Origin of the sequence: Paenibacillus sp. GCM10012306 (assembly GCF_042649265.1) — a bacterium.
Classification (GTDB): Bacteria; Bacillota; Bacilli; order Paenibacillales; family Paenibacillaceae; genus Paenibacillus_AQ.
In genome coordinates, this window is record NZ_JBHRYW010000024.1 from 1 (window position 1) to 23718 (window position 23718).

General features: G+C 47.7%; 24 protein-coding genes, 1 tRNA gene, 1 rRNA gene and 2 riboswitches. Of the genes, 14 read left to right on the forward strand and 12 right to left on the reverse strand.

Annotation, left to right across the window (positions count from 1 at the left end; all coding sequences use genetic code 11):
* The 9 genes from rrf to ACFORK_RS28585 form a co-directional block, all read left to right on the forward strand.
* Positions 1-95: ribosomal RNA gene (gene rrf / locus ACFORK_RS28545) — 5S ribosomal RNA — on the forward strand; the annotation flags it as partial.
* A 434-nt stretch (positions 96-529) separates the two neighbouring features.
* The gene (guaB, locus tag ACFORK_RS28550) at positions 530-1987 is read left to right on the forward strand and encodes an IMP dehydrogenase (protein WP_379205497.1); all 1458 of its coding nucleotides are present in this window, start codon (positions 530-532) and stop codon (positions 1985-1987) included.
* Positions 1988-2112: 125 nt separating this feature from the next.
* Entirely contained in the window at positions 2113-3513 is a 1401-nt protein-coding gene (locus tag ACFORK_RS28555) for a D-alanyl-D-alanine carboxypeptidase family protein (RefSeq protein ID WP_379205463.1), read from the forward strand.
* Positions 3514-3732: 219 nt separating this feature from the next.
* Positions 3733-4317, forward strand: a complete 585-nt coding sequence (pdxT, locus tag ACFORK_RS28560) for a pyridoxal 5'-phosphate synthase glutaminase subunit PdxT (RefSeq protein WP_379205464.1) — start codon at positions 3733-3735, stop codon at positions 4315-4317.
* Between the two features lie 84 nt (positions 4318-4401).
* Positions 4402-5691, forward strand: coding sequence for a serine--tRNA ligase (gene serS, locus ACFORK_RS28565; protein WP_379205465.1), 1290 nt, complete (start codon positions 4402-4404; stop codon positions 5689-5691).
* Positions 5692-5757: 66 nt separating this feature from the next.
* Positions 5758-5846 (forward strand) — tRNA-Ser (locus ACFORK_RS28570).
* A 136-nt stretch (positions 5847-5982) separates the two neighbouring features.
* Positions 5983-6324, forward strand: a complete 342-nt coding sequence (locus ACFORK_RS28575; protein ID WP_379205466.1) for a hypothetical protein — start codon at positions 5983-5985, stop codon at positions 6322-6324.
* Between the two features lie 11 nt (positions 6325-6335).
* Complete coding sequence (locus tag ACFORK_RS28580; protein WP_379205467.1) at positions 6336-6488, forward strand: small acid-soluble spore protein P; 153 nt, start codon at positions 6336-6338, stop codon at positions 6486-6488.
* 103 nt (positions 6489-6591) lie between these two features.
* A complete protein-coding gene (locus ACFORK_RS28585) occupies positions 6592-7689 on the forward strand; it encodes a hypothetical protein (protein WP_379205468.1) in 1098 nt (365 codons plus the stop codon).
* 157 nt (positions 7690-7846) lie between these two features.
* Here the strand turns inward: ACFORK_RS28585 and ACFORK_RS28590 are convergent, their stop codons facing one another.
* Both ACFORK_RS28590 and tadA read right to left on the reverse strand, forming a co-directional pair.
* Positions 7847-8401: a GNAT family N-acetyltransferase gene (locus tag ACFORK_RS28590; RefSeq protein ID WP_379205469.1), complete on the reverse strand. Its 555-nt coding sequence runs from the start codon at positions 8399-8401 to the stop codon at positions 7847-7849.
* 4 nt (positions 8402-8405) lie between these two features.
* The gene (tadA, locus tag ACFORK_RS28595) at positions 8406-8945 is read right to left on the reverse strand and encodes a tRNA adenosine(34) deaminase TadA (RefSeq protein ID WP_379205498.1); all 540 of its coding nucleotides are present in this window, start codon (positions 8943-8945) and stop codon (positions 8406-8408) included.
* A gap of 319 nt (positions 8946-9264) precedes the next feature.
* Between tadA and ACFORK_RS28600 the strand changes: the two genes are divergently transcribed.
* Together ACFORK_RS28600 and rluF are read left to right on the forward strand one after the other, a co-directional pair.
* Positions 9265-11577, forward strand: coding sequence for an ATP-binding protein (locus ACFORK_RS28600; protein ID WP_379205470.1), 2313 nt, complete (start codon positions 9265-9267; stop codon positions 11575-11577).
* A 4-nt stretch (positions 11578-11581) separates the two neighbouring features.
* Complete coding sequence (rluF, locus tag ACFORK_RS28605; RefSeq protein WP_379205499.1) at positions 11582-12283, forward strand: 23S rRNA pseudouridine(2604) synthase RluF; 702 nt, start codon at positions 11582-11584, stop codon at positions 12281-12283.
* Positions 12284-12374: 91 nt separating this feature from the next.
* Here the strand turns inward: rluF and motB are convergent, their stop codons facing one another.
* Positions 12375-13190, reverse strand: coding sequence for a flagellar motor protein MotB (gene motB / locus ACFORK_RS28610; protein WP_379205471.1), 816 nt, complete (start codon positions 13188-13190; stop codon positions 12375-12377).
* The gene (motA, locus tag ACFORK_RS28615) at positions 13174-13974 is read right to left on the reverse strand and encodes a flagellar motor stator protein MotA (protein ID WP_379205472.1); all 801 of its coding nucleotides are present in this window, start codon (positions 13972-13974) and stop codon (positions 13174-13176) included. Before motA ends, motB begins: the two co-directional genes overlap by 17 nt.
* A 204-nt stretch (positions 13975-14178) precedes the next feature.
* Here motA and ACFORK_RS28620 point away from each other — a divergent pair, with 204 nt between their 5' ends.
* On the forward strand, positions 14179-14472 hold the full coding sequence (locus ACFORK_RS28620) for a hypothetical protein (protein ID WP_379205473.1): 294 nt from the start codon (positions 14179-14181) through the stop codon (positions 14470-14472).
* Positions 14473-14693: 221 nt separating this feature from the next.
* Positions 14694-14981 (forward strand): 4a-hydroxytetrahydrobiopterin dehydratase, encoded by a 288-nt coding sequence (locus tag ACFORK_RS28625; RefSeq protein ID WP_379205474.1) that lies wholly within the window; start codon positions 14694-14696, stop codon positions 14979-14981.
* Between the two features lie 119 nt (positions 14982-15100).
* On the opposite strand, the gene ACFORK_RS28630 is transcribed toward ACFORK_RS28625, so the two are convergent.
* From ACFORK_RS28630 to ACFORK_RS28655, 6 genes are all read right to left on the reverse strand, one after another.
* Positions 15101-15457: a c-type cytochrome gene (locus ACFORK_RS28630; protein ID WP_066368099.1), complete on the reverse strand. Its 357-nt coding sequence runs from the start codon at positions 15455-15457 to the stop codon at positions 15101-15103.
* A gap of 126 nt (positions 15458-15583) precedes the next feature.
* Entirely contained in the window at positions 15584-16069 is a 486-nt protein-coding gene (locus ACFORK_RS28635) for a GNAT family N-acetyltransferase (RefSeq protein ID WP_379205475.1), read from the reverse strand.
* 200 nt (positions 16070-16269) lie between these two features.
* A complete protein-coding gene (locus ACFORK_RS28640; protein WP_379205476.1) occupies positions 16270-16764 on the reverse strand; it encodes a C40 family peptidase in 495 nt (164 codons plus the stop codon).
* Between the two features lie 4 nt (positions 16765-16768).
* Positions 16769-16910: riboswitch (cyclic di-AMP (ydaO/yuaA leader) on the reverse strand.
* A 380-nt stretch (positions 16911-17290) separates the two neighbouring features.
* Positions 17291-17773: a C40 family peptidase gene (locus ACFORK_RS28645; protein ID WP_379205477.1), complete on the reverse strand. Its 483-nt coding sequence runs from the start codon at positions 17771-17773 to the stop codon at positions 17291-17293.
* 3 nt (positions 17774-17776) lie between these two features.
* A riboswitch (cyclic di-AMP (ydaO/yuaA leader) is annotated at positions 17777-17914 on the reverse strand.
* A 208-nt stretch (positions 17915-18122) separates the two neighbouring features.
* A complete protein-coding gene (locus ACFORK_RS28650) occupies positions 18123-18950 on the reverse strand; it encodes a hypothetical protein (protein WP_379205478.1) in 828 nt (275 codons plus the stop codon).
* A gap of 11 nt (positions 18951-18961) precedes the next feature.
* Positions 18962-20977: a M1 family metallopeptidase gene (locus ACFORK_RS28655; protein ID WP_379205479.1), complete on the reverse strand. Its 2016-nt coding sequence runs from the start codon at positions 20975-20977 to the stop codon at positions 18962-18964.
* A gap of 105 nt (positions 20978-21082) precedes the next feature.
* Here ACFORK_RS28655 and ACFORK_RS28660 point away from each other — a divergent pair, with 105 nt between their 5' ends.
* Positions 21083-21586 carry a YwhD family protein gene (locus ACFORK_RS28660; RefSeq protein WP_379205480.1) on the forward strand — a complete coding sequence of 168 codons (504 nt, stop codon included), beginning with the start codon at positions 21083-21085 and terminating at the stop codon, positions 21584-21586.
* Positions 21587-21759: 173 nt separating this feature from the next.
* Here the strand turns inward: ACFORK_RS28660 and ACFORK_RS28665 are convergent, their stop codons facing one another.
* Together ACFORK_RS28665 and ACFORK_RS28670 are read right to left on the reverse strand one after the other, a co-directional pair.
* Complete coding sequence (locus ACFORK_RS28665; protein ID WP_379205481.1) at positions 21760-22242, reverse strand: AbrB/MazE/SpoVT family DNA-binding domain-containing protein; 483 nt, start codon at positions 22240-22242, stop codon at positions 21760-21762.
* A gap of 64 nt (positions 22243-22306) precedes the next feature.
* On the reverse strand, positions 22307-23485 hold the full coding sequence (locus ACFORK_RS28670; RefSeq protein ID WP_379205482.1) for a copper amine oxidase N-terminal domain-containing protein: 1179 nt from the start codon (positions 23483-23485) through the stop codon (positions 22307-22309).
* Between the last annotated feature and the right edge of the window lie 233 nt (positions 23486-23718).

Sequence of the window (23718 nt, forward strand, 5' to 3'; positions counted from 1 at the left end):
TTCCACGCGTACCCATCCCGAACACGACCGTTAAGCCCTCCAGCGCCGATGGTACTTGGACCGAAGGGTCCTGGGAGAGTAGGACGCCGCCAAGCATACGAGTCCTTGTTGAGTTAATCAGCAAGGGCTTTTTTGTATTTTCTATGAGCATAATAAATGGAAATTAATTGGGTTATTTTTGTAAAATAAAGACTTAAATGCCTTATAAAATGTATCTAGATGGTGGATAGAAACAATATTTTTGTCCATGTACCATGGACCTTTGTCCAAGAATTCGCTTACCCGAGAAGGCAAATTTTAATCCAGTAATTGATGATGTAATATTCTTGACAGTGCAAATGCCCTTTGCTAAGATGGACAATAATATATTTTTGGACATGCATCTCAAACCTACACTGAAGATACGATTTCGTACAACTTTTGCCGCTGTACTTTTGTCTATCGTGAATGGACTTGATCGAGCCTTTCTTCATTTATAAAGTTTGTGGGCGGTTAGAATAAATACAACTATCGAGGAGGAATGACCCAGGTGTGGGAAGATAAGTTTGGTAAAGAGGGCTTGACGTTTGATGATGTGCTGCTGGTTCCGCGTAAATCCGAGGTGCTGCCGAAGGAAGTAGACTTGACGACTGTTCTGAGTAAGAATGTAAAGCTAAATATTCCGCTTATTAGTGCAGGAATGGATACAGTTACTGAAGCGGCTATGGCGATCGCTATCGCTCGTGAGGGCGGTATCGGTATCATTCACAAGAATATGTCTGTAGAGCAACAAGCGGAAGAAGTAGACCGTGTGAAGCGCTCTGAGAGTGGGGTTATTACTAACCCGTTCTCGCTTACTCCGGATCACTGGGTCTCTGATGCAGAGCATCTGATGGGTAAATACCGGATTTCCGGTGTACCTATCGTCGATGAGAACAAAAAACTGGTAGGTATCCTTACCAACCGGGATCTGCGCTTCATTCACGATTTTAACATTCAGATTAAAGAAGTAATGACTCGTGAGAATCTTGTGACCGCACCTGTGGGCACAACACTTCAGGAAGCTGAAGGCATTCTCCAGCGTCATAAGATCGAGAAGTTGCCGCTTGTCGATGAGAATAACATCCTTAAAGGTCTGATCACCATCAAGGACATTGAGAAAGCGATCCAGTTCCCTAACGGTGCGAAAGATGCACAAGGCCGGTTATTGGTAGGCGCGGCTATCGGAATCTCCAAAGATACTTTCGAGCGTGCAGAAGCACTGGTTAATGTAGGCGTCGATCTGATTACAGTCGATTCTGCGCATGGCCATCATATCAACATCATTGATGCAGTCCGTAAATTGCGTGAATTGTACCCTGATCTGACTATTGTTGCAGGCAACGTGGCTACAGGCGAAGCAACACGTGAGTTGATCGAAGCTGGGGCTTCTGTGGTTAAAGTTGGTATTGGTCCAGGCTCGATCTGTACAACGCGGGTTATCGCCGGTATCGGCGTTCCGCAAATTACAGCAATTTATGACTGTGCGACAGTTGCCCGTGAGTATGGCATTCCAATCATTGCTGATGGGGGTATCAAGTACTCCGGTGAGATTACCAAGGCTATTGCCTCTGGCGCCCACGCTGTTATGATGGGCAGTCTATTCGCAGGAACAGAAGAAAGTCCTGGTGAATCCGAGATTTACCAAGGACGTAAGTTCAAAGTATATCGTGGCATGGGTAGTATGAGCGCTATGAAGCAAGGCAGCAAGGATCGTTACTTCCAGGATGATGACAAGAAGCTCGTTCCTGAGGGTATCGAAGGCCGAGTAGCTTTCAAGGGACCTCTTTCTGACACCATTCACCAGTTGATCGGCGGTCTCCGCTCTGGTATGGGTTATTGCGGAACGAAGAATCTTAATGAACTTCGCAATGACACAGCATTTATCCGAATCACAGGTGCTGGTTTGCGGGAAAGTCATCCACATGATGTACAGATTACAAAAGAAGCGCCGAACTATTCCTTATAATGGAATGGAACGACTAAATAATGGACAGACCGGGCGATTTTCGCCGGGTCTGTCTTTTTTTGCAGATACCCCTGTGTTAGAATAGAACAAGCACTGAAATGAGTTTCAAAGGAGAGTAGTAATCATTGAAGTATAAGAAAAAACAATTCAGCGGTAAACAATTTGTGATTAAGACAGCAACGGTAGGTTTGCTTTTAAATATGCTTTTGTCACCATCAATTCCGGCTGCTTTGGCCGAAGCGGCGAAGACCCCAGCTACCACAGATGCGGGTAAAACACCGACCACGAAGGCTGCGACAGTTACAGTATCCAAAATCCCTTCTGTAGATTCACTGGGTCTCAATGTGCGGTCGGCTGTGCTGATGGAGCCTACTACAGGTCAAATCCTAATGTCTTTGAATGCGGATGTGCCGCTTCCTCCGGCAAGTATGACCAAGATGATGACTGAATATTTGGTAGCTGATGCCGTGAAGAACGGACAGCTGTCTTGGGATCAAAAGGTTATCATACAGGAGAACGCTTCCAAGCAAGTGGGTTCCCGTATATTCCTCGCTCCAGGTGACGAGCATACGGTTGAAGAGCTGTATATCGCGATGGCGGTAGGTTCGGCTAATGATGCTACTGTTGCTTTGGCTGAGCTGGTATCCGGTTCGGAGCAGCAATTTGTAGAGCTAATGAACCAGACGGCACAGAAGATGGGTATGAAGACGGCGTACTTTATCAACTCTACCGGTCTTAGCCGGGCCGATATGCCAGCTAAGTTCCGTCCAGAAAGTAATCGTGAGACCGTAATGTCTGCCATGGATGCTGCCATTCTTGCTAGATATATTGTTACCGATCACCCGGACTTTAATAAGTACACCACCATTCAATCTTATAAATTCCGTGAGCGTGATAAGAAGCCGATCGTTAACTACAACTGGATGCTAGAATCGAATAAGGATATCGCTAACTTCAAGGCTTATGCTTATCCTGGTCTTGATGGTCTAAAGACTGGTCATACCTCCAGTGCTGGGAACTGCTTTACAGGTACGGCTGTCCGTGATGGCATGCGTTTGATTAGTGTGGTTATGGGAGCCAATAGCGAGGCGCATCGTTTCACCGAAACGAAGAAGGTGCTTGATTATGGATTTAACAATTTTGAGATTAAGCAGGTTGTTGCACCAAAAACCGTGATTGAAGGTACTGAAACAGTGCCAGTGTTAAAAGGAAAAAATAAAGAAGTACCGGTAGTTACGGATCAAGGCGTAACATTTATCGTCCCTAAAGGCACGACTTCTCCGAAGATTGAATCTGCTGTTCAGACCAATGATCCAGCGACTCTGGTTGCACCTATAGCGACCTCCTCCAAAGTCGGCAAGGTGACGTATACTTACAAGGTAGACGGCATGGATCTCGTTCAACAAAAGACGGTCAATCTGATTACGGCAGAGGAAGCGGAAAAAGCAGGCTGGTTCAAGCTATTTCTTAGAGCAATAGGCGAATTTTTCGGTGATCTGTTTAAGGGGATCAAGAATTTGTTCTAACGAATTTTTTGTCTATTGAAGTAGATAATCCGAGTTAGCGGGTTGTATATTTGCGCTTCATGCAGTAAAATTACATGTTAGATTAATGGTAGTCAATCTGGTAATGAATTGCTGAAGTGTCCAAGAACCTTGGTGCACCGATGAAGGGTATCGATATTGCGACGCTGACACCGGCGAACGTGTGTCGGAGTGTGGCCGTTAATAGAGAGAGGGTTCAGGATGAAAATAGGAGTACTGGCGCTTCAGGGCGCAGTAACAGAACATATTGTCAGTATTGAGAAGACTGGTGCTGTAGGCTTGCCGATTAAGCGGGTAGAACAGCTGGAAGAGGTTCAGGGGCTTATCATTCCTGGCGGAGAGAGTACTACGATCGGTAAGCTGATGCGCAAGTACGGCTTCATCGAAGCGATACGTGACTTTTCCAGTCAAGGCAAACCGGTATTTGGAACCTGCGCCGGTCTGATCGTACTTGCAAAACGAATTGCCAGTGGTGAGCCCGGACATTTGGAGCTGATGGACATTACCGTAGCTCGGAATGCATTTGGACGCCAGCGGGAAAGCTTTGAATGTGATCTGGAGGTCAAAGGGATTGATGAAGCAGTTCGTGCTGTATTCATCCGTGCTCCGCTCATTACTGAGGTGGGACCTGAGGTGGAGGTTCTTTCTGTCTATAACAACGAGATTGTAACTGCACGCCAGGGTAATCTGCTGGTCTCCTCTTTTCACCCGGAATTAACTGACGATTATAGCCTGCATCAATACTTTGCAGATATGGTTCAGGTTGTCGGTGCAGCTATTGAATAGAACTATATATAAGAACATCCTCACTCTTTCAATGCTGTAACAGGCTATTGAAAGAGTTAAGGCTATTTTCAGGAGGGAAACTTTGTGTTGGATGTAAAAATATTGCGCAGTGATTATGCGCGCGTAGAGCAAGCGCTTGAGAAACGTGGCAAATCGCTGGATTTGATTGCAGAATTCCCGGCGCTTGATTTGCGTCGTCGCGAGGTGCTGCAAGAGACGGAAGGTCTTAAAAACCGTCGGAATACTGTATCTGCAGAGGTGGCCAAGAAGAAGAAGAATGGTGAGCCTGCGGAGGATCTGATTACTGAAATGCGTACGGTATCTGACCGTATTAAAGAACTGGATGATGAGGTTCGGGAGCTTGAAGTCAAAATCTCTGAGCTGACGATGAGTATTCCGAATATTCCCCATGAATCGGTTCCGGTTGGAACGTCTGAGGAAGAGAATGTTGAGATTCGCCGGTGGTCACAGCCGAGAGAATTCGGGTTCACGCCAAAATCCCACTGGGAGCTGGCACAGCAGCTGGATATTATTGATTTTGAAGCGGCTGCGAAGGTTACAGGCTCACGTTTTGTTTTCTACAAAGGCCTTGGGGCTCGCCTGGAGCGTGCTTTGATCAACTTTATGATGGATCTGCACAGCGGCGAGCATCAATATGAAGAAATGCTGCCACCGCACATTGTTAATAAGGACAGCCTTTATGGAACAGGACAACTGCCTAAGTTCGAGGAGGATCTCTTCAAACTGCGTGACACAGAGTACTACCTTATTCCGACAGCAGAGGTTCCAGTTACGAACTATTACCGCGAAGAAATCCTGACGGCTGCCGATCTCCCTAAATATCATGTGGCTTACAGCTCTTGCTTCCGTTCTGAAGCTGGTTCTGCTGGTCGTGATACGCGTGGCTTGATTCGTCAGCATCAATTCAATAAGGTAGAATTGGTCAAAATCACTTCTGCTGAGACCTCCTATGAGGAGCTTGAGAAAATGACGGCTGACGCTGAGCGTGTGCTGCAACTGCTGGGCCTCCCTTATCGTGTGCTGGGGCTCTGCACAGGCGATATGGGCTTCACTGCGGCCAAAACGTACGATTTGGAGGTATGGCTGCCTGAAAGCGGATTGTACCGCGAAATCTCTTCCTGTTCCAATACGGAAGACTTCCAGGCCCGCCGTGCTAATATTCGTTACCGTAAAGATCCTAAAGCTAAGCCGGAATTCGTACATACACTGAACGGATCGGCACTGGCTGTCGGTCGGACTGTAGCCGCTATTCTGGAGAACTATCAGCAGGAAGATGGCAGCGTACAAATTCCAGAATGCCTGCAGCCGTACATGCGGAATGTGAAATCCATCACCCCAAAATCGGCTCGATAATAATATAGTTGCGTAACCTTTGGGTTGTGTGATATAATTCTTATTGCATGTGACTTAAGATTTATTGGAGAGGTACCGAAGCGGTCATAACGGGGCGGTCTTGAAAACCGTTAGGGTGCAAGCCCACATGGGTTCGAATCCCATCCTCTCCGCCATTTATTTTCAAGAACATCATATATATAACGAATCGAAGCTGTCTCCTCTGGAGGCGGCTTTTTTTGTTCGTCTTCATTCGGGAATAAAAAGATGGATTTCTCGGCAATGTATTAGAGAAGGAGGGTGATTATAACAATGAACCGAGATATGCAATTGGATCAACAGCAGTTGGTCTCTGCTTGGCAGGAACGTTTGCCCGCGCTTATGGAGGATGGCGATAGCTTCACCGTGCAGGGAGACGCAGCAGACTGCAGCAGCCTGCTTATTCATTTTAATGCAGCAGGACATCAGCATTACTCACTCGATTTTCGCTGCACATATGTGGACAGCAGGGAGGTAGCTGTAAATTTGATTGATGTGGAACAAGCAGGACGGCATATAGATGAACATACGGATGCCGTACAGGGTCTGGCACAGCAGTATACGCGGCAGATACATGAATGTGCACAAGCCCTAAAAGACCTAACAAACCCCTAGGAGGAGAGCGTATGAGCAAACCTAAAACGATTCAGGTTCCAGGAACGCAGAGTTCCGGAAGAAGTCGCAAGGAGGAGCCTAAAGCTAATGGACAGGAGCCACTTTCCGGTTCGAAAAAGGTGAAGCAGGCCAATCATGTGGATCATCATAATCCACAAGGATAAAAAATAAACTACTTTAGTTCTTGAGTAATGTTTCTCAAAATTGTCAAATGGTTTATCATTAGGGGGAGGGAAACATTTCTTTGCATGGGAGAGGAGATATATAATGTTTAAAAAATGGGGGCTATCCGCGGCAGCGTTGTTGGTTGCAACAGCTGTAATTCTGCCAGGATGTGCAAGTAAACAAGAACCACCGAAAGAAGCACTAAAGAATGCCGCAGCTAAAGCGGTAACACTGAGCTCTTATGAGCTGAATACCAAATTTGTGGTCAATGATTTGACTATTGATGCACCTACGGATGATCCATCGAGTGCGATGGCTACGCAGGTACTCAGCATGCTGAAGAACGCAGAGATTTCCGTGGATAGTGTATATCAAGCAGATCCGATGCAAACTGAAGCCACGCTGGTTCTTAACCTGAAGGGCGATATGGCTATGAGCTTTACGATTCCTATCGTTGCCACTAAAGAAAAAGTGTATATTAAGGTTCCATCTATACCGTTCTTCCCGATTCCTGAGAACATTGTTGGCAAATTTGTAGAGCTGGATCTCAAAGAACTAGCTGAAAAATCAGGTCAAGAGTTCAACGCTGCAACACTGGATACTGAGAAAGCGCGCAAGCTTCAGAGCGAAGTTCTGGACGCTGTTCTGGCTCAGTACGATGAATCGAAATACTTCAAAGACATCAAACCTAAGGATGCTGGACTTCCTGAAGGCGTAGATGCGAAGCAGGTCATTCAGTTTGGGTTGAACAATGACAACATTAAAGAAGCGATCACAATCTTCATCAATAACGCACTTCCTAAACTCTTTGACGTAATCAGCAAGGATGAATATAAGGACTTGTTGCAAGTAGATCCTGCCGATCTTGCTAAAGCTAAGGAAGAGATACTGGCTGGAAAGAATAAAGCAGAGATTGACAAAGATCTGGCCGATCTCGAGAAATACTTAACCATCAACCAGTTCCAGTTCAATACCGCGATCAACAAGGATGATTTCCCGGTGTATCAGAATCTCCTGATGGACTTTAAAGTGAACATTCCAGAAGATAACACAAACATCGGATTGTCGGTCACTGGCAGCAATCAATATAGCAAAATCAATGAAAAAGCCGATTTCAAAATCGGAATTCCGCAAGGCGATGCTGTTGTGACTTTGGATGAGTTGCAGAAGCAGTTTGGTGGTAGCTCTGATACATTTTAATCGGTAAAAAATAAAAATCCCGCATGTGTCTCTTAGGCACGTGCGGGATTTTTTAAAATATAATGATTTATATGTTTTATGCTATAAAACATCCTTATATTTCTCGCTGAACTGGATACCGTCCCATAGAGGACGGCAAAGCCGTTTCTACTTGGCTCTACTTAAATTCATCGACCAGGATGGAGAAGGTCTGGTGATCCTGGTATTCTCCGTTGATCTTGAGGTATTTACGGGCTACGCCCTCAGCCTGAAAGCCGTTTTTCTCAAGTACCCGGCGGGAACCTTCATTGTGCAACAGGATCCCTGCTTGCACTCTGTGCAGACCCAGTGCGCGGAAGGCATATTCCAGCACAAGTCTGACTGCTGCAGTCATATATCCTTTACCCTCAGTCTCTTTATCAATGAAATAGCCGAGGTCAGCATATTGAGCTACACCGCGAACCACATTGGACAAAGTAATCTGGCCAATGAGCTTGCCATCCAGCGAATAAATTCCGAACATATAAGCCCGATCCTGATCTGCATCGGCAATCCGCTGACTGATATGCTGGCGCTGGGTTTCAAGTGTGAAGAAATCATCATCCCGCTTTGGCTCAACCGGTTGATGTGCGATTCGGTTCCGTAGGCGTAGATCAAGTAACTCTCCGGCATCTTTAAGCGTTAGAGGGGAGAGATAAATTCCTTTGGATGTATTAGACAAAGTCATTGTCATTGTTCTATTCCTTTCTCGTATCATGGCTGGCAAAAGGAATGCCTACTTTGTCAGCTGCGGCCGGCTTGCGGCGCAAACGACGGAAGAAGGAGGTCAATAGTTCGGCGCATTCCTCCTGCAGTATGCCTTGGATGACCTCTGTACGGTGATTAAATCGTGGTTCCTCCAGCAGATTCATCAGGGTCCCCGCACAGCCCGCCTTAGGGTCCGTTGTGCCATATACAGTCAGTGGTACTCTGGACTGTACCATCGCACCTGCACACATGGGACAGGGCTCGAGCGTAACGTAAAGCTTGCAATCCAGGAGTCGCCAGGAATTCAGGGCCTGACTCGCTTCCCGTATAGCTACCATTTCGGCGTGAGCAGTTGAATCCAGTGTCGTCTCGCGGAGATTGTAGCCACGTCCGATAATTTTATCATCATGCACAATAATTGCACCAATGGGGACTTCACCGAGCGCCTCGGCCTTGCGTGCTTCTTCAATCGCGTACCTCATCCAATACTCATGGGCGGCTTGTGCGTCGACAGGCGGTTCATATTCCATCTTACTCAAAAGTACATCTTCCCTTCGGATTTTGTTTCTATTGTTCAACGAACAAATATTCGTTCTGAACAAAATGTGTGTAACTCTGTGGATAACCGCCGACTTGTGCACAAATTTGTGCACAACGCTTTCTGATAATCTGTTTATATGTGCATAAGATGTGGATGGTTTCATACCCATTGTAGTGAAAGTGTATCTGTATTTCAATCCTAGTAAGGATTCCTACATTATAATGTCCTTTTCAAATGGAGGGGCAAAAGGTATGATAATGATGAACACTCCGCTAGGATTTACCAGCGGTAAGAGGTGAAAAGGGAGCTTGTCCATAAAAACGAAATTATCAGCCATTTTATTTGGCTCAGTGCTGCTTGTTCTGGTGCTGAACCTAACATTTAACCTCTATGATGTGCGAAATAATTTGCGAAATGAAACGGAAAGAAACATGAGAATGACCGCCATGCAGATTGCCGTTTCAGTAGAACAGAGCAGCTATAGCTCGGCTTATGTTGAAGGCCAGATTGCCAACAATTTGCGGATGGCTGCGATCCTGGCTTCACACGAGCTGGACCCTGACATTAAGAATGTGGACAATCGCCAGCTGAGAGAGTTATCCCTCAAACTGGGTGTGTCTAATATTTCGCTGCTTGTCAAAACTAATGATGATATAGTGATTGCCAAATCATCTGACCCCAAAGAGGTGGGTTTATCCACCAGGGGTTGGGGTTATTGGTATGTTGCTTTCCTGGAGCTGTTCCTCAGTCAGCAGGTTACCGTCGACCAAGGACAGGTGCTAGACCACTTCTGGTCGGGGCCCTTCGAATACTCTACTTCCAATCCCGAATCTATCGAGAAGTGGGGATACTACTATGATGGGACAAGCAATTATATCATTGATCCCTATGTTCGCAGTACTTCCGTCAATGATTATGTTAAGATTATGAGCCCGGACGAAATTGTGAAGCAGACACAAGCGGTCAATCCAGGGATCCTGGAGATCACAGGTATTAATCCGGAGACCTTCGCTCTGACAAGCATGTTATCAGACGGAAGCGATAAATTGAATCTGAAGCTGCGTAATCGTCCCATTAAGTATGGCAGCTATACTTATGGCAACGTACAGCAGGATAAGGCGGCAGTGGCTGCAGCCATAAGCCGACAACAGCCGGTGCTGCTGGATACGAAGGCTCTGGGCAAAAGAGTGCTGAAAAGCTTCATCCCTATTATGCAGCCGGGGAGAGGCTCCTATGTTGTAAGTGTGGTTATGGATTACTCGGTCATTTCCTCGGTGATCCATAAACAGCTTGTTAACAACAGCTTAACTAGTCTTCTATTGCTGGTAATTTTCTTTTTGGGCAGTTATATTCTGTCCGGCTATGTTACACGTCCAATCAAAGCGATTCTGGCCAAAGTGAATGACGTCGCCAGAGGGAAATTTGAGCCGACGCTCAAGGTCAGCAGCCGGGATGAACTGGGACAGCTGGCGCAGCGGATTAATGCAATGTCTGATCATCTCATGCAGCATACAAGTCGTCTCGGCCAGACACTGGAAGAGAATCGTGCGGTCAAGGAACACTTGGAGTCGGTAATTAACGGAACTTCCGATGCCATACACACGATGGATATGAATGGACAGATTCTTAGCACGAATCGTGCCTTTGAGGAGCTGTATGGGTGGAGCGTCCATGAGTCGACAGGGAATACTCCATATCTCGTTCCAGCAACCGCCCTTAAGCTGGAGGCGGAGCGGCTGGAGGAACTGAAGAAAGGGAAGGTACTTCCGCCTGTTGAGACCTTAAGATTGAAGAAGGACGGTTCTATCATTGAGGTCAGCGTCAGTACCTCGGTGATCCGGGATGAGGAAGGCAAGCCGTTGTCCTTCGTCCACGTCTCGCGTGATATGACTGAGCGGAACCGGATGGAAGAGCTACTGAGACGCTCAGAGAAGCTGACTACGGTTGGTCAGCTGGCGGCAGGGGTAGCGCATGAGATCCGCAACCCGTTGACCACGCTGAGAGGCTTTCTGCAGCTGCAGCAGGAGAAGCAGGTCCTAATTCCGCTGCATATTGAGCTGATGCTGTCCGAGCTGGAGCGGATCAATCTTATTGTCAGTGAGTTTCTAATTCTGGCCAAGCCGCAAGCCGTTCACTTCCAGCAGAAGGATATCCGTTTTATCCTCAGTGATGTTATTTCTCTGCTGGACAGCCAGGCCCATTTGTTCGATATTGAATTCGCAGCCAAATTCTCCGATGAGCCTGCAACGGTCCATTGTGAAGAGAATCAGTTGAAGCAGGTCTTTATCAATATTGTTAAAAATGCTATCGAGGCTATGCCGAACGGCGGTACAATCACATTGGAACAGTATACCACCGATCATTGTGTGGTCATTGTGATTGCCGACGAGGGTGAAGGAATTCCGGAAGAGATGCTGCCCAAGCTGGGCGAGCCATTTTTCACTAATAAAGAAACCGGTACAGGACTGGGGCTTATGGTTAGCCAGCGTATTATACAGGCACATAAGGGCAGTATGGAGATAACAAGTGAGGTAGGCAGAGGCGCGATGGTTACGATTACGATGCCTGCCGCGGAGGCTGTTGTCCCCCGTAAGAGCATGAATGAAGAACGGAGTGAATAGTAAGGTGAGAATCAATAAATTCATCAGTGAGACAGGCTACTGCTCACGCCGTGAAGCCGACAAGCTGGTTGAAAGCGGCAGAGTAACGATCAATGGAGAACAAGCAATGCTTGGCAGTCAGGCCGAGCAGGGCGATGAAGTAAGGATTGACGGGAATTTACTGGAGACAGGCAATACTATCGTTTACATCGCATTGAACAAGCCTGTAGGTATCACCTCTACTACAGAGGAACATATTAAAGGCAACATTGTTAATTTTGTAGGTCATTCAGAGCGAATCTTTCCGATCGGGCGACTCGACAAGGATTCAGAAGGTCTGATTCTATTGACCAATGACGGAGATATCGTCAACAAGATCTTGCGATCAGAGGGGCGTCATGAGAAGGAATATATAGTAACTGTTGATCGGCCGATCACCCCATCCTTTATTACAGGGATGTCCAGTGGGGTCAAGATTCTGGGCGAGAAGACGTTGCCTTGCACCGTTACACGCATCACAGAGCGGGTCTTCCGGATTATTCTAACTGAAGGCAAGAACAGGCAGATTCGCCGTATGTGCAGCGCCTTCGGTTATGAGGTCAGACGTCTTCAGCGCATCCGGATCATGAACATCAACCTAGGCAGCTTGCCGGTCGGACAATGGCGTGATCTGTCGCCTAATGAAAGAGCAGAGCTAGGGGCCATGTTGAATTATGAACTGCTGTAGGCTCATCAGCTCCGTATAAAAGGGTAATAAATAGAGCGGCTCCTAAGGTTAGACCTTTAGGAGCCGCTCTATGCTTGTCCACGACGGATAATTAATTATCGGATGGTGGAATCCCTGTGAATTTCTTGAACTCTTGATACTTTCGGATGATGGAGACTTCAACCCGGCGGTTCTTCGCACGTCCTGCAGCAGTAGAGTTATCCGCGATAGGATGGTATTCTCCGTAACCGATCGGACTGAATTTCTTCGGATCGAGATTAGGGTTAAGCAACAGAATCTTCATAAAGTGCAAGGCCCGATCCACACTGAGATCCCAGTTGGAGGAATAGCTGGTGTTGGAAATCGGGATATTGTCCGTGTGTCCCTGAACAACTACATCGTAGTCGGGGAATTGCTGCAGCATCGTTGAGATGGACTTGGCCAGCTGCCTCGATTCATCCTTGACTACGGCCTGTCCGGAAGCGAACAGGGCATTGTCACTGATGGTAATCATCAGCTGGGACTGGTTCAGCTTGGTGCTGAGCAGATCGGTCAGTCCATTGTTCTTGATATATTGATCGAACTGCTTCTTGAGCTTCTCGAGGTCTTCCTGTTCCTTCTGGCGCAGCTTGGCCATTTCTGCTTCTCCCGTGTTCTTGGAGACGACATTGTTCATCTTCTCGCTCTTTCCCTGGTCCAGATTACTCTCGGAAGGTGTTGCTGCCCGTTCTGTCAGCACGCCGGTTCCGCCGTTCAGAACGGAACTAAAGGCTTGGGCCATTTCTTCGAACTTTCTGGCATCGGTAGCGCTCATGGCATACATAACGAGGAACAAGGCGACAAGCAGGGTCATGAGGTCAGAATACGGCAGCAGCCAAGATTCGTCGGCATGCTCCTCATGTTCCTCGTGTCTAGTCTTTTTGCTCACTCGAACCTTCCTCCTTATCCAGCAGCTTGGCGCGTTCCGTAGGCGTCAGGAAGACTGCCAGTTTTTGATTTATCGCAATCGTGGAGACCCCGGATTGAATGGACAGTAGACCTTCTACCATCATTAGGCGGACATCCATCTCTTGCTTGGAGAGCCGCTTGAGCTTGTTGGCAATCGGGTGCCACAGCACGTATCCTGTGAAAATACCCAATACGGTAGCGATAAATGCTCCGCCGATAGCGTGGGCGAGCTTTTCCATCTCAGTCATGTCCGCAAGTGCAGCGATAAGTCCGATTACGGCTCCGAGTACCCCCAGCGTAGGCGCGTACATACCAGCCTGGGAGAAGATCAGTGCACCGGCTTTATGACGATCTTCAGTAGCACGGATATCCTCCATAAGTACATCGCGAACGAATTCCTGATCGTTACCATCGATAATCATCCGCATGCCGTTCCGGAGGAAACCATCCTCTATTTCATCAACCTTGGACTCCAGAGCCAGCAGGCCTTCACGGCGTGTGATGGATGCCCAGTCCATAAATGTAGTAATTAGTTCCGCTTTGCTGACCAGTTTCTTTTTAACAAAGATCATTTTAAACAAGCTTGGTACCTTTTTGATTTCTGAAAATGGAAAAGCCATAAAGATTGAAGCGGCGGTACCCAATAAAATAATTAAGTAAGCAGCGGGAGTGGCCAAACTCTGGATGGGAGCGCCCTTCAGCACCATCCCGAAAAGAACAGAGACCAGACCAAAGACTAGACCGATTATTGTTGAGATTTCCATTATGCACCTCGTCCATGAGATTTAAGAAGTGATCCGACGTAGCCGCGTTAATCATCCTTGAAGCGCGGCGGGGCATCTTAACCCAAACGGAATAACTTATATTCTTATTTATCGACATCATTCCCTTTTTTGTGAAGTCATTTTTTCGGCTATAATGGAGAAGGTAAGTTATTATTCATCAGTGAAGAAAACGGAGTGATACACATGGGCGTTAAACATGGCAGAGATTATGCAGAAATCCTGAACGATTTGACCGAAGCAGTCGGGCGTATTACCGACGGATTTTTATTTTTTGAAATGGACCCGGAGGAATGGCAGGAGCTGCCACAGGAGTCGAAGCTTGAGGTATGGGAAGCGCTTGCTGAGGATCTGTTCTATGCACTTGGCAATGAACCGGTCATTGAGGTGGGAAGCGGGGTTGTGATCTACGACAAGGATACACACCGGATCAACGTTTTGCTCGGCGAAGAGGACTTGGCTTCTGTTGTCCTCGTTTAATAGGAATCTAGCAGAGCGGAATTTGCCGCAGTCTGCCGCCCGTGGTAAAATTGACGGAGCGAAGTACTATTTACCGGGATTGAAGAATACAATTAAACCGAAAATTGTCTTTATCCTGGCACATCCCTTGGACCTCAGAAGCTAAGGGATGTTTTATTTAAACAAGCAAAGAGACAAGGCGATCGGAACTTTGCTACTAATTAAGTAAGGGAGGTAACAATGTGCTGCTTACAGAGGAAGAATTGATCGAGCAGATCGGCAAGCTGGAAGGCTGGAAGCTGGTGAAAAACACGATTACGCGCAAATATATGTTCAGCGATTATATGAAGGGCATAGCCTTTGTCGATGCGGTGGCTGCCATTGCTGAGGCTTTTGACCACCATCCACATATTACAATTGATTATAAAGCGGTCACGCTTCGCCTGACGACACATGATGAGGGCGGAATTACGCCACTGGACATTCGTGGTGCACAGGAGTTTAACGAGGCCTTTGAGAAGGCGCGCTAGCCTGTCGTGTAGTCTTTTGAGATAACATTGTATAAGAAGGCTCATAAATGCGAAAAAAGCCCGTGCAGCAGGATGTAAATCCCGGCACGGGCGTATTTGTGTAGTCTCTCAAGGGAGTTTTACTTCTTCTCAGCCAGCCATGTGGCCACGTTCGCAATCTCCTCCGGCGCCAGCTTTTCCTTGAAGGAAGGCATTTGGCCCCGTCCTTTGGTCACTATACTGTAAATCCCGGCAGCGTCATGCTGGCCACCTTCATTCTTCAAGCTGGGTCCTACCCCGCCTTGAAGCTGATCGCCATGGCAGGTGATACAATTGGCTTTCACAGTCGCTTCTGCCTTGGCGGCATCAAGCTGAATTTCAGGCATAGTAGGTTTGTTCTGTTCCGCGACCTCTTCTTTACCTGGAAGTGTGAACATTAGAACTACCGCAAAGGCACAGGCGGCAAAAAACAATCCGCTCATGATCCATTTTTGCATCCCCAATCGTCCCTTCTATGTAAGCTGCTTCCTACATTATAGCGGAAGGTGAAGCGTTATCATAGCATTTGTGGCAAAAAAATGAACGACTAAGCGATACTTGCCTAAAGTTCCTGTAACAGAGCATCATTTCTCATAGACCATACAATAAAATGGTTTACTTCCAGTAGGTGTCATTCGTTCATAAGTGTCTGTAATGGTAAAGCCGCTTTTTTGATAAGTACGAATGGCTCGCTGATTCCAGGTCAGCACCTCCAGATCAACCTCCCGCTCAGGATAGCGCCGAACTGCAGCCTGGACAATGGCCCGGACAAAGTATTGGCCCATTCCGTGACCACAGAGCTCTGGACGCATACCGACCCCCAGGCGTACCACACCTTCCATTGGGAACAGCTGTGCGAAGCCACAGAGATCGCCCTCATCGTTAAGTACAGACACATATTGCTGGCTTCGCAGCTGTGGATCGCCAAACTCAATACCAAGCTCCTCCATCTGCTTCCAAGGCATCCAGCCATATATATTGTAAGGAGGCTCATAGCTCCAGTGGCAGATGTCTTCGGCATGACTGGTCTCCATCGGTACCACATGGAATGTAACAGGTGAATGAATCATAGGGTCGTGAGACCTCCTTTCCATAGGGCAATGCTCTATAATTTAATTATATACAAAAGTCATAAGATCAGGCGCAGGAAGTCAGGAATTTGTTGTTTGATGAATTTCAGAAGGGGTAATGAAGAGTAACAGAGATGACAAAAAAGCCCTTCTCCAGATTTCAGTGAAATCGGGAAAAGGACTTACGTATGACTTATAAATTATTGTACATCGTCAAAATCTTGAGAGTCCGTGGCAAGCGCCTGATAAGCATCTGTGCTCATAATGCGTTTGGCACCCACATAACGACTAACATAATAGCTCTCACTCAGTGAGCTGATTGTTACACCGCGAGAGGATGAAGCATGGGCAAATTTGCCTTCGCCGACATAAACGCCAACGTGGGAAATGCCTTTACCACTAGTATTGAAGAATACCAGGTCGCCTGCTCTCAGTTCGTCACGGGACACCGTGGAGCCCATCTGATATTGGGAACCGGATTGGTGTGGCAGGTCAATGCCGATCTTGTTGAAGACATACATTGTAAAACCGGAGCAATCAAATCCGCTTGTAGATGTGCCACCAGATACGTACTTGGTACCAATAGCCTTGTCAATCACCTTATCCATCTTGGAATCGGCGAAAGCGCTTCCTGCTCCAACAGCTGTAAGCATCATAGAAAAGCCTAGTACTGCCGCTGCCAATTTCTTCTTCAAAAGTGTAAACCCCTTCCAATGCCTACGAGGTTAGCTTAAGGGTTCGGTTGAAGGTCCCCTATGACCCCTCTCTGAACAGGAGGTCAATTCACCCAAAGTGGTTCCCCCGTTTCCCTAATAGTTAGGGAACTCGGCATATACTGTTGATTAGAATTAGACTGCTATATGAATACATGACAAAACCTTATAAAAAGGTGACTCAATAATTACAAAAATGTTACTAAAAACTCACTGCGCTAATTGTAACAAACACAGCGTCGCTTGGCAATCATTTATAGCATATTTGTGCGCAAAAAATGTGATTTTAAGAGCGGATTCTCCCTAGTAACGCTAAAAATAGAGAACAAAACAAAATTTCCATAATTTATTGAGTTTTTTGGCGTAAAGATGATTCATCTGCTCTCTAAAGGTGTATACGTATACTATAAAATAGGAAAAACCCGGAAATCGATGATGATAACCATCAAGACTCCGGGCATAGCATAGATATGAAGTTAAATGGAATGTTCGTAGTACAGAGGTTAGTTTAGTCGTAGGCAACCGATTTATAAGCAGTTGTGCTCATGACTCGTTTGGCACCGATGTAGCGATCAGCCCAGTATTTCTGACTCAGTGAGCTAATAATGACACCGTGTGAAGACGATGATTGAGCAAATTTACCATTGCCGACGAAGATGCCTACATGAGATACACCGTTGCCAAGTGTGTTGAAGAATACGAGGTCTCCGGGCCGCATTTGACTGCGAGAGACGGAGGTACCTGCGTTATATTGCGATTGGGATGTGCGCGGCAACGAAATGCCGATGCTTTTGTATACATATGTAGTGAATCCAGAACAATCAAATCCGGCTGTGCTTGTCCCTCCAGTTTTATAGGAGGTTCCGAGGGTTTTTGTGATGACCGTGTCCATTTTGGAATCTGCTGAAGCACTGTTGGTTCCGATTCCGATGGCGAGGGCCAGGCCCAGTGTGGCTGTAACAATGATTTTCTTAAAATTCTGTCTGTTCAAAAGATGTACTCCTTCCAAGGCCTGCGAGGTTAGCTTAAGGGTTCGGTAGAAGGTCCCCTATGATCCCTCTCTTACGAGATCAATTCACCCAAAATATGGTTCCCCCACTTCCCGGTGCAAGGAATTCGGCGTTTTATGCACCCAAAGTGACGTATCGACATGATATAAACGAAGTTATTAAGAAATGCCTGCAAAAGATTACAAAGTTGTTACTAGTAGTACAGAAGCCATTGTATCAAACCCGTAACCATTTTGCAAATCGCGCTGCTGAGGATGACCAAAAAGAGTCGCCGCTCCTGTTTAACCAGGAACAGTGACTCTTCTAAATATGCCCTAAGGGGCGGAATTATTATGGAAATGCTTTACTTCTCCATAGGTCATATTGGGCCGCAATGCCCCACAATTTGAACAGTGTAGACGGGAGTGGAAGGAGTTGGCGGATTAGGAGTGCAGGTAGGCCTGGGAAGTAAATAATCCCTAAGACGTAGATCACCAAGAGCAGCAGACTGCCTGCTCCCAGCACGAGCGATACCCCAATTGCGGTGAGGAAGCACCGCAGGGCGATCAGCAGGGAGGAGAACATACCGGTCCCGGCCGTATAGCCGAATTGCATGTACAAGAGCAGCAAGCGGATAACGTATACGTAGGCGAACCAAGCCAGAACATAGGGAATGCCGTTCAGTAGCACCTTATAATCCATTAAAGACGAGAGCAGCAGTGTATATATCTTGGGTGCGAACCAGTAGACAGGCAGGAGGGAGAGTAACCACTCTACCAGGCTGAAGATCAGCACAGACAGACCATGCTTTTTCATGCCGGGAAAAAAGAACAGGCCGCGTTCTCCTGAGCGCTCCTGATGCAACTCATGCAGTAGACCCGCCCGGATCAACGGGGAAATGAGCAGTCGCAGCACGGTCAACCCCAATAACAGCCACAACCAGCGCTGTATAGCAGGGTCGGAGGTAAGGCTATGCTGGCCCTCGATGTAGAATAGCAGTCGGCCCATTCCGCTGCCTCCCGCGTTGTGGTCGGGGTAGCGCAGGAGGACTGATACTACGGCCTCCCGTACGAAACCATATATAAAATAGCCCCAGAGTAGCCGGTAGATGAATAGCAGGATCAGAATATAAGTTTGCTCCTTCATACTTTGCCAGCCGCGAATAATTGATGTTTTCAAGCCCATTCACCTCACCAGACCAGAGTTCCAAGCACAGTTTCAAGCAGTTTCGACAATGTTAGCGTCCAGCGGGAGAGGGTATCCGGCTTGATCTCCGCCAGCCTGAAATTGTTGATATGTTTGTTCTCCAGCAGCAGGGTGTGCTGGGGATCGATCTCTGCCGACAGTAGCGGGGAGCTGGAGAATAACTGGAACGATGTATTCTTTTTGCTCCCATTCCAGACTCGCTCCACGGTGTGGCCATCAGAGAAGGTAAATCTAATGGGGACATTAGCGTAGTGACTGCCCCTGTTGCTTACCTTTACGATGGATTCGTAGCCTTGGCCGGTGCCAGTATTTTCTTTGGTGTGCATCTGGATGTCGTCTATCGAGAAGTCAGGGGCTCCACCGTCGTAGATGTAAAGATCGAAATAGCTTTGCCATGATTTCTTGGTCACGTTCTCTACAACCTTTTGAAAGTCACGGGTAGAGGGATGACGGAACCGGTACTTATTCGCATAGGTGGACAGGATGGTATCCATAGTTTTAGTACCGACCTGCCGTTCGATGTCTTTCAGTACCAATTTGCCGCGGATGTACACATTTTGTGTGTAAGAGTCTGCTCCGCTGTATCTCCAGGTTTCCAGTGTGAGGGCCTCCGGAGAGGTTACCAGGCTGGCCTGAATGGGCAGATTGGCCATTACACCATACTCTTGCTCCATAAGGCGGTCTTCAGCATAGGAGGTGAAGCTCTCGTCCAGCCAGGCTTCCTCAAACTCGTTGCTGGCCATCATGCCATAGAAATATTGATGACCTATCTCGTGAACGACTGTTCGTTCCAATGAGGTGTCTGGAGAGGCCTCGGAAGCGCCGAAGGCCGTAATCAGTGTCGGATATTCCATTCCCCCAGCCCCGTTGGCGCCCTTGGGCGGAACTACTATTGAAAGAGTGGAATAAGGATATGGCCCGTACCATTTACTGAAGGCGCTTAGAGCAGCCTTAGCAGCTTGGAAATAACGCTCCTTAAGATCTTTATGCAGTGGATCCAGATATAGCTTGATTCGCACGCCGGGAACCTCTGGTGTGGAGAAGGCCTCTTCGGCAACCACAAAATCAGGGGAGGCAGCCCAGGCAAAATCATGAACGTCGTCAGCGTAGAATTGGTAAATTTTCTGATTCTGCTTCAATTTAGCGGTCTTCACCGGGAATCCGGTGGCAGCGACGGTATATTCGGGAGGCACAGTTATCGTCACATTGTATATGCCAAAATCACTGTAGAATTCCGATGTCCCGTGGTATTGGTGCAGATTCCAGCCTTCCTGGCCCACTCCGCGGGTTCCGGCGGGCTCATAGGCACTAATCTTGGGAAACCATTGCCCGGCCATAACGAAGTCCCCTGAGATCCCCATCCGGGCGAATACTTTGGGCAGCTTGACCTCAAATTGCAGTCGGAGGGTCACACTTTCCCCTCCGTTCACAGGTTCAGGCAGATGTACTTTCATCAATGTGCGATCATTAATATTACCGTCATCGGGCTGAACATACTGCACTCTTTGGATGAGAGATGTACCCTCTGTGGTTCGTAGATCCGTTAGGGTCATGCTGCCGAATCCGTTATCGGGCATCTTGTCGCCTCGCAGCTCACCACCGGATTCTTTCATAAAAGTCGTATTGCGGGATTCAAAGGCATTGGGGTAGAGATGAAAATACAGATCGCTCACCGGCTTGCGGCCGGGATGGTTCCAGGTTACTGTCTCCGCGCCTTTTAATGTGCCTGTCGCCGGATCAAGCTTCACGTCGATATGGTACTCGGCGACTCTTTGGCTCAGCGGCTCTGACACAGGAACGGGTGCGGGTGCGTTCTCCGGGAATGTCTGCTGTGCGGTGCCATTGCCGGGCGAGGCTGCCAGGGACTTGGCCGCTTTTTGGGCAGACATGTCTGCCAAGGCAGGGCTTGCACCCGGGTAGCCCCACAAGCTCCCGCCCAGCAGCGTTAGGGCGGCCAGGGCCAGAATGCTGATTTTGGTTCGAAATGTCGGTGGCTTCATACTGTGATTCCCTCCCGTTGACAAGCATCTACGGGATGTATATGTTTGCAATCGCCGGATTATTAGCTAAAATTAAATTATTCGTAAGAGGAAGGACGTGCATCTGTGGATAACACGAAACCGGAAGGCAAGAAACAGATTGCCTTGAATATTGTCAACGCGAAGAGTAAACATAAAGGGTTTGGTGCGGGTTCAATTGATCTGAACAATGTGTCTCCCGTCATTATTGATAACGGCGAAGCAATCATTGATATCGGGGCTATGCACGCCAAGAGCAAGGTGGAGAAGGGCATTAAGTTCTCCATGAACCGTGAGGATGTCCCGAACGGCAGACAGGTATGGGTAGTATGGGTGGCTGTAGATCGGACACCTGAGGGTCAGCACTATGCCGGAATTACAGCTTGTGAGATGTGGATTGATACCGAAGCCCGCCGCGGGTGGAAGATTTTAGCGGATCATGTGAACAAACTCGATTCTGCGCTAAAACGGAAAGTTATCGTGGAAGGGCTTGGCGATTCGGAAAAGACGGCGCTGAAATCACTGCTTATTTCGCATAATGAAGAGTGGTGGGAAGCTTCGAGGGAAGAGTTAAAGGTGGCACTGTCGTAATAACCTTCAGAGTGTTGCTGGATCGATCCTCTACCAAGCGGACATCGCAGCAAAAGGCTGCATCTCCTGTACTATCGGGGATGCAGCCTTTTTAGTATTACATAAATGTTAATAGAGAGAAGTGCAGCGAATCAGGCACATCTAATGACGTGGATTCCTTTCGATACAGCCGATCAGCCGATCTTGGATTGCCGCGGAGTATTAAGCTTGCGCTTGAGTTGGCTCACCCGCGCTTGGCTGATCCCCAAAATCTCGGCAAGCTCCTTCTGATTGGCGAATGGATGCTCTTCGATGGCCCGCTCCAGTCGCTGTGTCATCTCTTCCGTCTTCTTCCGTTTCACACTGCTGCCAGGATCGACGGTAGCCTGAGGAAGGAGCGGAGAAGGTTCTGGCTCCTGCGGAAGACGCTCCGGGTCACCGAGTTCTTTCAGGCAACTGTTGCAGATGAATTGATCTTTATAATAGCTCACTTGGTCCAAACTTCTGCAAAAGGTGCATTCTGTGGAGGTGTACTTTCTAAGTACAATAACATCCTCATTCATAATAAAAAATTCGATAGGATCCCCAATGTCGATATTGCGTGTCATGCGGATTTCCACGGGGACCACAATTCTCCCCAGACTGTCCAAATTCCGAATCATACCCGTATCTTTCATACCATGTCCCTCATTCACATGTTTAGATTTGGCGTTTCTTTTATTATAACAGAAATGTAAATTATTAGAATAGGGGGAGCGTATACGTGAAGTGAACCTGCCGGTTGTCGTCGTAAGACATCCAAGCAAAGGACAACGTATTGCCGGAACGTCCGGTGTACTCGAGCCGGTCACCGGGGTAGTCAAAATCCCATTCCGGGTATTGCTCCAACCAGGCTTGGTCCTCTGCTCCTAGAAACTGAGTATAGAGTGCCGTACTTTCCCCGCTCTTGCGATCAATCAGGAACAGTGTTCCTTTCAGATATGGACGCACAAGCAGGAACTCCTCTTCGATCGCTTCGAGGGCAAAGGCATCGTCAATACCGGTGAGCTCTGCCAAATTGTATGTCTTGAAAATATGACCGTCCGGATTGACCAAGTACAGGATACTTCCATTCATCATGACCAAATTTCCTTGATAGGCAGAGACACTCTCCTTCATCCCGAGATTACGCATGCCCCCGTAACTGCTCACGGCCTGGCCAACCAGACGCCCCTCGTGGAGCAGAATACGATAGTTGCTGACATGAATATGTGGCTCGCCAAAGGCATTATTAAGATCGAGCACATAGCTTGTGCTGTTCACCGTACGCGCGTTGAGAGAGGTCCAATCCAGTTGACGAACATTAGCGATTCCTGCCCGAACAGGCCGCCTCCCGCTTGATCCGCTGTAGATAACCCCCTTCTCCTTATGTAGCCAGAACACTTCCCGCCCAGATACCGCTTTGAGATAACGCTCAGTGTATGGAACAATAACATCAAGCTTGCCGTCCCAGCCCACCGGAAGACTAAAGGCTTTGGAGAACAGGGTGGCCGGTACGTAGGTCACGCCATCTCTGATGAGTGTAGGTGCACCTAGACTGATCACCTTATTGTCCACCGTGTAGGCCTTTGCTTGTCCAATCTTTAAGCTAAGTGCCTGATAAAGACCGGTGACCTCAATGCTGGATTTGTCTGCGTTCCACAGCACGTGGAGATCGAGCAACGGGGCGACTTCTTTTAAAGGCAGATAGATGGCGCCTTGCTGATGGAAGCCGGCATGTTCCAGTGAGCGCCTGGTTTGTTCTGTTGGTGTAGCCGGAGAGACAGTAGCCGATCTTGTGTCAGCCGGAGCTGCTAGAGCAGAGCCTGAAACCAACGAGCAATCCACGCTTGCGATAAAGATGATTGCGGCCCCATAGACTGCCAGCTTCGAGGGGACCATGGACAGACCTCCTTTATAAGGATAAGGAATATTAAGAAGACATCTTCTGTCTGTACGCAGAGGTTGTTTAAATAAAAACCTCTCCGATTCAAAGGTCCAAAGGGAGAGGTGGTTTGGGGTTCTATTCTTTTATACCCAATTTTGGGCTGACGAAACGCTAAAATCCAATTCTTTATACCCAATTTATGGGCTTGAATTTTTTTAACTCCGCTAAACTTGGCTAGTATACTCTG